Annotated in this window: 11 protein-coding genes and 1 pseudogene; 3 read left to right on the top strand and 9 right to left on the bottom strand. The window is 48.8% G+C overall.

Translation table 11 applies throughout. The annotated features are described in order from the left end of the window. The first annotated feature begins 270 nt into the window (after positions 1 to 270). A complete protein-coding gene (locus HII27_RS26230) occupies positions 271 to 900 on the top strand; it encodes a PAS domain-containing protein (RefSeq protein ID WP_013188478.1) in 630 nt (209 codons plus the stop codon). On the opposite strand, the pseudogene HII27_RS26225 reads toward HII27_RS26230, so the two are convergent. The 4 genes and pseudogenes from HII27_RS26225 to HII27_RS26210 form a co-directional block, all read right to left on the bottom strand. Continuing rightward, positions 875 to 1,972 (bottom strand): annotated as a pseudogene (locus tag HII27_RS26225) (TonB-dependent receptor domain-containing protein); the annotation flags it as partial. The gene HII27_RS26230 and the pseudogene HII27_RS26225 overlap by 26 nt on opposite strands. Positions 1,973 to 2,028: 56 nt before the next feature. Continuing rightward, entirely contained in the window at positions 2,029 to 2,952 is a 924-nt protein-coding gene (locus HII27_RS26220) for an IS5-like element IS903B family transposase (protein WP_012579081.1), read from the bottom strand. A gap of 79 nt (positions 2,953 to 3,031) precedes the next feature. After that, complete coding sequence (locus HII27_RS26215) at positions 3,032 to 3,907, bottom strand: extended-spectrum class A beta-lactamase CTX-M-14 (protein WP_001617865.1); 876 nt, start codon at positions 3,905 to 3,907, stop codon at positions 3,032 to 3,034. A 249-nt stretch (positions 3,908 to 4,156) separates the two neighbouring features. After that, positions 4,157 to 5,419, bottom strand: coding sequence for an IS1380-like element ISEcp1 family transposase (locus tag HII27_RS26210; protein WP_000608644.1), 1,263 nt, complete (start codon positions 5,417 to 5,419; stop codon positions 4,157 to 4,159). 200 nt (positions 5,420 to 5,619) lie between these two features. On the opposite strand from HII27_RS26210, the gene HII27_RS26205 reads away from it, so the two are divergent. Next, the gene (locus HII27_RS26205) at positions 5,620 to 6,651 is read left to right on the top strand and encodes a methyl-accepting chemotaxis protein (RefSeq protein ID WP_014342102.1); all 1,032 of its coding nucleotides are present in this window, start codon (positions 5,620 to 5,622) and stop codon (positions 6,649 to 6,651) included. Between the two features lie 152 nt (positions 6,652 to 6,803). Here the strand turns inward: HII27_RS26205 and HII27_RS26200 are convergent, their stop codons facing one another. The 4 genes from HII27_RS26200 to HII27_RS26185 form a co-directional block, all read right to left on the bottom strand. Continuing rightward, complete coding sequence (locus HII27_RS26200) at positions 6,804 to 7,373, bottom strand: hypothetical protein (RefSeq protein ID WP_185670166.1); 570 nt, start codon at positions 7,371 to 7,373, stop codon at positions 6,804 to 6,806. An 80-nt stretch (positions 7,374 to 7,453) separates the two neighbouring features. Further along, positions 7,454 to 8,569 carry a DNA primase gene (locus tag HII27_RS26195; protein ID WP_185670165.1) on the bottom strand — a complete coding sequence of 372 codons (1,116 nt, stop codon included), beginning with the start codon at positions 8,567 to 8,569 and terminating at the stop codon, positions 7,454 to 7,456. A gap of 149 nt (positions 8,570 to 8,718) precedes the next feature. Beyond that, entirely contained in the window at positions 8,719 to 10,059 is a 1,341-nt protein-coding gene (locus tag HII27_RS26190; RefSeq protein WP_185670164.1) for a DnaB-like helicase C-terminal domain-containing protein, read from the bottom strand. Between the two features lie 60 nt (positions 10,060 to 10,119). Then, entirely contained in the window at positions 10,120 to 10,845 is a 726-nt protein-coding gene (locus tag HII27_RS26185) for a hypothetical protein (protein ID WP_064411599.1), read from the bottom strand. Between the two features lie 362 nt (positions 10,846 to 11,207). Here HII27_RS26185 and HII27_RS26180 point away from each other — a divergent pair, with 362 nt between their 5' ends. Next, positions 11,208 to 11,687 carry a hypothetical protein gene (locus tag HII27_RS26180; protein WP_185670163.1) on the top strand — a complete coding sequence of 160 codons (480 nt, stop codon included), beginning with the start codon at positions 11,208 to 11,210 and terminating at the stop codon, positions 11,685 to 11,687. 10 nt (positions 11,688 to 11,697) lie between these two features. Here HII27_RS26180 and HII27_RS26175 read toward each other — a convergent pair. Then, positions 11,698 to 11,775: IS1 family transposase (locus tag HII27_RS26175; RefSeq protein WP_001401901.1), on the bottom strand; the 78-nt coding region annotated here is incomplete at its 5' end.

The raw sequence follows: 11,775 nt of genomic DNA, 5'->3' as shown, positions 1-11,775 counted from the left end.
GTTCCGTTGTGCCTCAAAGCCCATTTCTGTCAGGCTGAAATCTATAACCTTCGCGGGCATGTGTCAAAAAATGGGAAAGCAGACTCTATTCTGACGAAGCGGCGCGGCCCTGCCTGACATCAAGTTAGGGTATAGCCTAGATTGACATGCGCGATGCAACCCTTAACTTGCTTGCACCTATCGTTTCCATGCTAGCTTTATCGTAACGCTCAAGAAATTGGGCTTAATGCCGAAAACAATAAAATAAAACAGCCAACCCTTGAGGTTCTTATGCGCCAGAATTTACCAGTGACGGGTCGAAACTTAGAACTCCCAAAAGATGCCAATATTCTTTCGACTACCTCCCCTCAAAGCCATATCACGTACGTTAATCCTGACTTCATTAAAATCAGTGGTTTCACTGAGGAAGAACTATTAGGCCAGCCTCACAACATCGTAAGACACCCAGATATGCCGCCTGCTGCATTTGAGCATATGTGGAGTACATTAAAATCTGGCCGCTCATGGATGGGGCTAGTAAAAAATCGCTGTAAAAATGGCGACCACTATTGGGTAAGTGCTTATGTAACGCCAATAGCTAAGAATGGTTCGATTGTTGAATACCAGTCTGTAAGGACCAAGCCTGAACCTGAGCAGGTTTTGGCTGCGGAAAAATTATATGCTCAATTGAGAAGCGGGAAGGCCGCGAGGCCGAAATTGGCTGCTAGCTTTTCCGTGAAAATACTCTTGCTCATATGGGGTAGTATTATATCAAGCGCAATGGCTGCCGGCATGCTTACTGATACATCAATAAGCAGCTTATTGTTACCAGGAATCAACGCCTTTACCCGCTGCCGGAGCCTCACCTCAATAGCACTCTCCGGCAGCCGTATTGTTACAGCGAATCAAACTGATAGCTGACCGATAGCCCAACGCCATAGTTACGGCCCGGCGCCGGTTCATAATAGCGTCCGTTGCTCTCGTTGACGATAACAGAGCCGACGTAGCGCTTATCAAACAGGTTATCAACGCGCGTATAGAGGTCGACGGTCCAGTTATCTAGCACATATTTATAGCCGGTATTCAGTGCCGTCACCGTATAGGCTGGAGCCTGCTCGCTATTGGCATCGTTGACCTGAATATCGCTCATATAGCGGACTTCAGCGCCAGCGTACCATCCCTCTTCCGGCACCCAGCCAAAGGAGGCATAGGCGCTATTACGTGCAATCCCCGGGATCCGATTGCCGCTCTGAATAGCATCGCCGGCGTTTTCACGGTAGGTCGCATCCAGCAGCGTCCACGCCAGTTTGGCGCGCCAGGCGGGCGCAAATTGCTGATCCCATCCCAGTTCGACCCCGCGGCGGCGCGTCTTGCCCGCGTTCTGATAGGACGTACGGCCATTGTCGCTGGCGGCAACGACAATTTCATTTTTCGTGTCCGTATTGAAGACGCTCAGGCTCGCCATCCCGGTGCCCACCTGCCATTTACTGCCTGCTTCAACGGTGGTGTTAGTGGCCGGTTGCAGAGCAAAGTTAAGCCCGGACTGACCATCGGGACGATAGGACAGCTCGTTAATGGTCGGCGTTTCAAATCCCCTCCCGGCAGAGAGGTAAACGTTCCACTGCGGCGTCATGGCATACTTCAGCGCTGCCGCCGGAAGCCACTTGTGATAGCTCGCTTCGCCGCTATCATCACCATTTTTACCTACAACATAACGATCGTTGGAATCAAACCATACCGAGCTATAGCGCGCCCCGGCGTCCAGCCCCAGGGCTGAGGTGAGCTGCCAGTGCGTTTGAATGTAGGGATCGAGGTTCCACATCAGGTTACGTTCGTTACGTCGCATATCACCTTTGGTGCCGAGATCGTAAACGCCGTTCTGATAAACAAAGTTCTCATAGCCTTTGCGCTGTTCGGTCATCGCCTCGTAATCAAGGCCGGTGGTGATGGCGTAAGGGATAAAACCGCTGTCATCGTGGTGTGTCCAGCGCGTGGCTTTGTTGAATAAATCAGATTTCGGGTAAGTCTCCCCCGTAGCGGGTTGTGTTTTCAGGCAATACGCACGCTTTCAGGCATACCTGCTTTCGTCATTTTGTTCAGCGCTCGTACCAGGGCCATAGCCTCCGCAACCTGACCATCGTAGTCACGCAGCGTCAGTGAACCCCCGAACAGCTGTTTTACCCGGTACATCGCCGTTTCCGCTATCGAGCGACGGTTGTAATCTGTTGTCCATTTCCACCGCGCATTACTCCCGGTCATTCGCTGATTAGCCACTGCACGGTTACGGTCTGCATATTCACCGGGCCAGTAACCCGCACCTTTTCGGGGCGGGATAAGCGCGCTGATTTTCTTACGCCGCAGTTCATCGTGACAGAGCCGGGTATCGTAAGCTCCATCGGCGGCGGCTGACCTGATTTTCCGGTGGGTTTGCCGGATTAACCCGGGGAAGGCCTCTGAGTCCGTAACGTTGTTCAGCGACAGGTCAGCGCAGATGATTTCATGTGTTTTACTGTCAACTGCCAGATGCAGCTTACGCCATATACGACGGCGTTCCTGGCCATGCTTTTTGACTTTCCACTCGCCTTCACCGAAGACCTTCAGCCCGGTGGAATCAATTACCAGGTGTGCGATTTCACCCCGGGTGGGCGTTTTGAAACTGATATTAACCGACTTTGCCCGCCTGCTGACACAGCTGTAATCCGGGCAGCGTAGCGGAACGTTCATCAGAGAAAAAATGGAATCAATAAAGCCCTGCGCAGCGCGCAGGGTCAGCCTGAATACGCGTTTAATGACCAGCACAGTCGTGATGGCAAGGTCAGAATAGCGCTGAGGTCTGCCTCGTGAAGAAGGTGTTGCTGACTCATACCAGGCCTGAATAGCTTCATCATCCAGCCAGAAAGTTATGGAGCCACGGTTGATGAGGGCTTTATTGTAGGTGGGCCAGTTGGTGATTTTGAACTTTTGCTTTGCCACGGAACGGTCTGCGTTGTCGGGAAGATACGTGATCTGATCCTTCAACTCAGCAAAAGTTCGATTTATTCAACAAAACCAGTTACAGCCCTTCGGCGATGATTCTCGCCGCTGAAGCCAGCACATCGCGGCGGCTCTCTGCGTTCTGTTGCGGCTGGGTAAAATAGGTCACCAGAACCAGCGGCGCACGACCCTGCGGCCAGATCACCGCAATATCATTGGTGGTGCCGTAGTCGCCGCTGCCGGTCTTATCACCCACAGTCCACGACGTCGGTAAGCCGGCCCGAATGCTGGCTGCGCCGGTCGTATTGCCTTTGAGCCACGTCACCAACTGCGCCCGCTGGGTTTCGCCCAGCGCATGACCCAGCGTAAGCTGACGCAACGTCTGCGCCATCGCCCGCGGCGTGGTGGTGTCTCTCGGGTCGCCGGGAATGGCGGTATTCAGCGTAGGTTCAGTGCGATCCAGACGAAACGTCTCATCGCCGATCGCGCGGGCAAAAGCCGTCACGCCTCCCGGGCCACCGAGCTGGGCAATCAATTTGTTCATGGCGGTATTGTCGCTGTACTGCAACGCGGCCGCGCTCAGTTCTGCCAGCGTCATTGTGCCGTTGACGTGTTTTTCGGCAATCGGATTGTAGTTAACCAGATCGGCAGGCTTGATCTCGACAGGCTGATTAAGCAGCTGCTTTTGCGTTTCACTCTGCTTAAGCACCGCCGCGGCCGCCATAACTTTACTGGTACTGCACATTGGAAAGCGTTCATCACCGCGATAAAGCACCTGCGTATTATCTGCGGTATCGATGAGCGCGACGCCCAGCCGCCCTCCGCTGCTTTTCTCCAGCGCCGCCAGCTTTTGCTGCACCGCACTCGTCTGCGCATAAAGCGGCGCGCTGCCCAGCAGCAGCGGAATGCACGCCGCCGCCGCGAACATCATCCGTTGCACTCTCTTTGTCACCATCTCAAACTCCCAATACGGTCAATCCGTGTTACATCAGTATTCCCTAAATTCCACGTGTGTTTTTTATTAGCTTCAAAAATCACTATTTCACGAAGAATTTAGACTGCTTCTCACACATTGTAACATTATTTACAACCACCTTTCAATCATTTTTGATAAATCATTGATTTCATCTTTGCTGCAATGATACTTAATAAACTCTGCAAGTTATCCACAGAGCAACACTCAATTTTATTGATGATATTCTTATTATACCAGACATTTTTCATACACTCCCTTGTACGGATAGTTTTCCGACAACTTCATGATTACATATCTTGCGGTTTTGATTATTTTTGCTGCAAGAAATACATACTTCAAACGAAAGGTCTTTATTTGCTGTCTGTATTCTGAAGAGTCCAAGGAATCAAACTTGAACAACAAAAATAGGTTATATGAAAGCATCATCATTTGAAACACGGCTTCATTCGCCCAAAATGACTTTAGCAAGAGATGACCCACCGCCATGTCGTATTTGGCTTCTTTGATATAGTTTTCAGCATTACCACGCTTTTCATAGTATATAACTACTTTTTCAGAAAGCAAGGTAGTATTTGTTACAAAGAAAAAGTAGTCGTATTCGGAACCTTCTAAAAGTGATAATTGTGCTCTTTCTTTTTCTGGTTTCAGTACGCGAGATACGACAAATCTTCTGTCTTTTTCCCATTTAACTAATTTTGTATACAGTTCTGTAGTTTCTCTACCTTCTTCTCCTTTAACGAATACAATTGATGAATTCGTTGCTTGTGAGGTGAGTGTAGAATAACTTTTGGCTTTAATTAAATATTTGCATCCAAGAGATTCTATCGTTTCGATAATTTTTTCATCAAAGTAGCCACTATCCATTCGAAATAAAATTTCTAAATCGTCTGATTTGATGTTAGCAACAATTTCTTTGATCATTTCCGCAGCACCGTTTGCAGTGTAAGTATTGCCACTTCTTACAAATCCGGTAACATATGCTTTTAATTCGTCGCAAAATGCAAATTGGATATTGTAGCATCGGTTTCCCAGTTTCTTAGGATTATATCCTTTTGACGCACCTTCTTGATGACCTTCTACGTTAATTACACTACTATCAATATCAATCGTAATGGATGTCAATTTACTTTTAGTGAGCAGTTTTTTAAAGACTTTAAAATTAATGTCTCTAAACATTTGGGTTGTCTTGAAGTTGAAGTTTCCTAGAAACCGTGACACTGTTTCAGGTTCTTTTACGGAAATATCAAACTCGTTGACGAGGGGATCATTTTGAAGTAGCTTTAGACGTTCTAACTTATCAATGCCAATGAAGTGACCGCAGAGCATGGTCTTTATATGATTCATCTTGATTTTATTTGTTGAGTCATTATCAAATACGAGGTCATTTTCAATAAAATCAAAAATCCCATTGCTTTTTGCATTCTCAAGGAGCAGAAAAAGACCTGCATTTGATGTTAGATTCTTAGCTTTGAAATCAATTTTATTAATCATAATTAGAACCCCTTTTTACTACTTTTCTTACTATTATTTTACCATATATCGAGTCATAAAAGCTGATAATTTAACATATTTTTGAGCACTTTTCTTTCACCCAATGGGTGAAAGCTGAATTTCGAAGGAATGCATATTTATCAAGGCTTTGATTATGCTTTTTGAAGTACTGACGTAGAATCTAGGTGTTAGCCACTTTAATGTCAGGAAGCTTAAGCTCTGTTAGTGTTTTGGCTATTCTCTCTCCTCTTGGAAGACTGGTTGAAAGAGCCAGGAATATTTCCAATAACCCATTAAGTCAATCCCTCTACACTGGGCGCACCGATGAGTTTGGCCAAATAGAGTTTGCTTTACGAATGATGCAAGCTGAAACAGGCGCCATAGTAGGTCGCATAGGTGATGCATCAAATCGGCTTAGCGAACACACCCGAGGCCTACTAAAGGATATTGAGTCAAGCAATGTACTTACAGTTGAGCAGCAGGCAGAGACAGATCAAATAGCAACGGCAGTAAACCAAATGGTGGCAAGCATTCAAGAGGTTGCGAGCAATGCACAGCATGCTGCAGATGCGGCCGGAAGAGCAGACACTGAGACGGCATCTGGCCAGCGTCTGGTAGCCCACACAAGCCAGTCAATCACTGCCCTTGAAGGTGAAATTAGGCAAGCCACTCAGGTTATTCATGAGCTTGAAGGTCAAAGTAACGAGATATCAAAAGTTCTTGACGTTATACGAGGGATCGCCGAGCAAACGAATTTGTTGGCACTCAACGCAGCAATTGAGGCCGCGCGTGCTGGTGAGCAGGGGCGTGGTTTTGCTGTTGTCGCCGATGAGGTTCGCAGTCTTGCTGCTCGCACACAGCAATCGACAACGGATATTCAAAGCATGATCAGCGCTCTACAAGAGCGAGCGCAATCCGCTGTTACAGTCATGGAGCAAAGTAGTCGGCAAGCGCACACGAGTGTAGCTCACGCAGAGGAAGCAGCTACAGCTCTTGATGGAATTGGCCAACGCGTTAACGAAATTACCGACATGAACGCGCAAATAGCGACTGCGGTCGAGCAGCAGGGAGCAGTAAGTGAAGACATAAACCGCAGTATTATCAATATACGCGATGCTGCTGATACCAATGTACAGACCGGGCAGAATAATTTGCAAAGTGCGAAATCTGTCGCTCAGTTAACTAGCGCTCTGAGCGAACTGGCAAAACAGTTTTGGGAAAAACGAGGATAACGCTTTTCAGTATCTCGACAGGGATAACTTACTTTACCATCGGTTATCCCTTTTAGCCGCACAAATTTTAGCCATGGCTTTTCAGGAAGTCAGGGCTATCAGAATGGCCTTAGAAAGCCTAGTCAAAGAGCTGTCACGAGAACACCGTTAGCTTAGCGTACGATTTTTTCCGAATTCTGCGGTTCCCCCTCAACGGCTTTTTTGGTATCGCCACTGACCACCAATTCCAGCAAACCAGGTGGTGTTGTCAGATCGGTAACGCGTTCGGTAACTTCAGGCAGTTCGACAATGCTCAGGAACGCCGCGATAGACGGATCATCCTCTACACCAGCCCTGCCTTTGATCGCGCGAAGAGTTGCGTCGACAATTTCCTCAAATCGTTCACCTTCATCACACACCGCCTGATTGGTGTAGACAACGCGACCGTCGTACCATGCACCGGCACGTACTTCGACCGTTGCGTCCTTCATTTTGCGAGTGAACGCCACGAGTGCCGCGCGTTTCTGTTTAACACCAGGCAGCTCCGGGGACTCTCCAAAACGAACCCATACCCGCATGTATTTCGAGCCTTCCCCAAGAGGTGCGGTGCTCACAGACGTGGCGATGTGCTCCAGCGCAGTTTGGATCGCCTCATCGATAATCTTCTGGCGCTCTTCTGTATCAATTTCTACGCCTGATTTGTCGATAATTTCGGTAACAGACTTCTGAATATCTGCTTTCATAAAGGTTCCTCAATTCCTTCGTCGAGCATATTTTTACAGAAACATAAGTATGTATCTACTTATCATTAAAGGCGTGCAATTTATACAAGAGCTTTAATGCCGAGTACCTTGCTTTGTAGCTCCAACTGTCTGGAGTACGGCTTGGCACGATAATAGGCTTTTAGTATCTGCTCTGGCGTCGCGTCGCCGGGGTCGAGACCTTCTTCGCCCAGACAGGCCACTTTGACATTCAGCCCGATGCTGGTGAGACGTTTGGCCGCTGACATGGTGTTGCGGATCGCTTGCTTTTCGCTGTCCCACATCATGATGACGTTGCGTAATCCACGCGCCTTGAGCGTCAGGAACGCGCCTAACTGATCTTCAGCGTCCTCATTCATATTTCCGGACAAGTGCATCCCGAACGTGCCAATTGGCTCTACATAATCCCGCAGCGTCTCTTCGTCGAAGATGGCTCGCTTCACGCCCATTACGTCAAATGCCCCTTCACACACAACGACCGTTTGTTTTCCGACTGCGTTGTGGCCGTTGTAGAGAAACTTACCCGACGCCGGCAGCTGCATGGGGAAGAGGTAACGGCGTTCCGCTGCACCGGTAATGTCACGCCCCTGGAAGGTCTTCATCACGCCATCCAGATCGTAAACCGGTATCAGGATGCGCATGTCGAACACTTGTCCTTTGACCTGGTCTGTGTACGGATCGACGTATGCGTGCTTGCCTTCGACGCAGTAACGCAGATCAAAGTATCTGGCCAGCTCCGGGGAGATATGGCGCTCCACCAGATAATCAGGAAGACGACCGTCAATGGGGGGTTCGTAATGGCGCGGGAGAGCTACTGGCCCTTCGAGTTCAACCTTGCTGGCCAGCACGATCTCTTCTTTCTTCGGCGCCCATCCTTGTGAGATCAGCGCGTTCTGGACGTACTCTTCAAAATCGCGACGGGATTTGCCGCTGTAGTGTTTGAGGAAGACCAGCTTATTGAACTGAATCTCTTCGGGATGATCACCAGCAAAGCATTTGCCGACGCCATTGGTCAGATTGAAATATACCTTCCAGTTTGAGCTGCCGCATACCGGGCACTCCTTGATGTTCACCTCACGTCCACGAGTGCTGACACCACCACGACGGTAGATGATCCCCTCCATATCGAGCCATTGTTCGAAATCCAGCTCAGTCAAAAGTTCTTTGAGGTCACTCATTGTTTAACCCTATTTTTTGCAGGTAATATCTTGATAAGCCTCAGCATTTGAATACCATAAAGGCTCATGTGTTTTTTCTTTTGTGGTTGGCAAAAGGAAGTTTTTCTCTGATGGGAACAGGCGTGGAGGTTCTTTCCACGCCTTCTTTTTTATAGGACGTCCATAATGCGTTCGATGAATCGCATTTGTTCGAGGTTCTGCTTAACGCGGATGCTTACGCCGCCTTTCTGGTTACGTGAACCAGCGAAGTAAAGACGCGCTTCACCTTTCGCTTCTTCCTCTTCCGTTTTGTTGATCGTGATAACGAGGTCAGCGATACGCACCTTCTCGATGTTGTCCGCTGCGTGCATCATTGTGGCCACCTCTGAAGCACCACCTTCCCTGTTAGTCTGCGATGCAGTGATGCCGGCAACGTTGTGTTTGTCGTACAGCGCACGCAGGTCAGTGTAGATGTTGCGAATGTTGGCTCGGTCGTCGCGGAGGTCGTAGCTGGCACGCATCAGGTCGGCGTAGTCGACCACGACCATGTCGGGGATCATGCCATTGGCTTTCATACTGCCCAACATGCGATCCAGATCTGCAGGCGACATGCTTCCGGATGGTCGCTCAACAATCCACAAGCTCCCCACGCCTTTCGTCGCGCCCAGCTCTGCCAGTTTGCGATGGACGTCGTCGCGGCGCTCCACCAGCTTGGACATTTCGGTCTCAGACAGACGGGCGTCAAAGCGATCTGACAGAATGGATGTGTGAACTTCCAGCGACAGATACAGGACGTTGTAACCGGCAAGCGTAGCGTTGATGGAGAACTCACCCATCGCCGTCGATTTACCAGACTTCGCGAAGCCCATGAACAGCACCATTTCACGCTTTGCCCAGCCTTTCTGATAAAGCAGCTTGTCGAGCAGCGGTAGACCCGTTGTGATGCTGTTTGGCACGTAATCGTCGGATGCTTCGTACTCACGCGCCTTGTAACGCTCTGCTGATTCAGAGAAGTAATCGTAAATGCCGGTCGCTTCGTTAGAGCCGATTTGCTGGACTTTGGCCATGATTGCCATCGCGCCCTGGAAATCGCCCTTCTCTTTCATCTCAGCCGCTTTAATCAGCGCGTCGTCGAACGCTACGCTTTTGGCAAACGTCGCGACCTGGTCGACCATATACGCCGTGTCTGACAGCTTCTCAGCGAGAATCCGCTTAAACGCCTCAACGACGTCGGGGAACAGCTCTTCGCGGATCGTCTTATCGCGTTTGGCGCGTTTGAGCATGTCGAGGATGGCCGACGATGACGGTGCGCTCTTATACATTCTGTAGTAGCCCGACACCATGTTCACCAGAATGGCGTTGGCCGCATTGGAGAACTGGTTTGGCGCAACCAGATCACCGGCGCGGGTCAGAAACTCATGGTCGCGACAGAAGTAGGCTGCGAGTCGATTCTGGAAGTCGTCGTCGAACTCTTCAGACAACCCTCGTCCTGTGTGGCAAAGTTCGGTCATGTGCTTTCCTTTGGTGCTTAAACAATTTGTTTTCTAATACTAAAAAAGCCAGATAGGGGATCAACAGAATCGCCGTGCTTCTTCCAGTTCTTCCGGGAAGTGCGCGTAAATCACACGCTCAGGCACGATTTCCATCAACCAGACAGCGGAGAAGATGATACGGACGCGTTTGTCTCGGGTAATGCCACGCAGACGCTCCAGAACCCACTCAAAATAGCGTTCTTGAATCGGGTCGTGCTGCATGTCTCCCAGATGCTTAAAACTCACCAGAGAGTCATCCAGACGGGTTACAGCGCGTTTGGCTATCTTCTCTTCGAATATCTCGATCAGCTCGGGCTGCCAGAGATGCTGAGGGCGAGGTAATTTGTCCCACAGACGGCGTGCAGCTGCGGAAAGAACGGTAGAAATGAAGTAGTCATAAGAGCAGCAGTACTGGTCGGCAAACTGGCGTGCTTTCCAGAGAGATGTTTTGTTGGCCGTCGACAGCTCCTGATACGGCACACGTTTCAAACCGGTAGTGAATTGGGCCGTCTCATAGTGTTCGCGGCCATGCGACAGCATGATGTATGAGTACTGGCGCTTGTATGCCTCAGTGAAGAGGCATGTGGCCATAAGCGGGTGCATGTCGCGGTAATCAAACCACTTTGTCTCGAACAACTCCGCCTCATCCTTGCAGCGTGACAGCCCAATATTCTCGGCCACCCACTTGTCCATGACTGTGGTGTCCCACTCGGTCATGAAGTCGTACTGGTCGTTGTTAATAGTGTTAAAGAAGATCTGGCTCATGTGCTCCGTCGATAGGTAGTTACTTACTTATCATAATGGGCGAATCATAGCGACTGGAGACTGTTTTTGGAAGTGGAAACAGAAGGGAAGTTGGCTTAGGAAAAGACCTGCTTCTGTATATAAATACTAAGTTACTTGTTATTATTTATACAGAAGCAGGTTCAAAAAGTACCCACCAGAACTGGTTTTGTTCTCATAGTATGAAGCCTTATGATCTGCTTCAAAGCAATTACACGCCAGACGGTTGCAACATTGTTAAATGTAACAAATTATTGTGGATTACCAGACACAAAATAGCGTCCACAGCTTAAGAAACGTCCAGAAATAAACGATATACCAATCACGTAGAAAGGGAATTAAGAATGAAGACGAATAAGTCAATGGCACTTTGGGTTTTATTATTAGCCGGTTGCGCGCAGCAAAGTAATCCGCAACAAAATACAACTGTAAGACCAATCTTAACCCAAGAAATATCGCCGGCATATAACGTTGAGTCAAAGGCGAAAATGGGCGACCTTGCCGTTTATAATACTCTTGTGTCAACGTTAAAAACCGACATGGTCACTCTTGGTAACGCTTCTGGTTCGATGTCTGAAATTAAGGCAGGCAACTATTGCCACGTTGGTGGTGGGATCTACCGCAACTTTGAAGACCAAAATGCTGTAGGTCTGAAGAGCATTGCAGGGCAAGTAGTGAGCCATACTGATAACGTCAAGTATGACAAGGTCAAAAATACTATATCGCCACCTAACACCACGACATTCGACTCCACCGAAATATCTATCAAATTCACGCAGAATGTCCCCTGCCATGTAGAAAAAAAGATTGTACAGTCTAGGTAATGACTCCAACTTATTGATAGTGTTTTATGTTCAGATAATGCCCGATGACTTTGTCATGCAGCTCCACCGATTTTGAGAACGACAGCGA

The organism is Kluyvera sichuanensis (assembly GCF_014218705.1).
GTDB classification, from domain to species: Bacteria; Pseudomonadota; Gammaproteobacteria; order Enterobacterales; family Enterobacteriaceae; genus Kluyvera; species Kluyvera sichuanensis.
The sequence above is the reverse complement of the archived record's forward strand: the minus strand, read 5'-3'. Positions and strand labels throughout refer to the sequence as shown.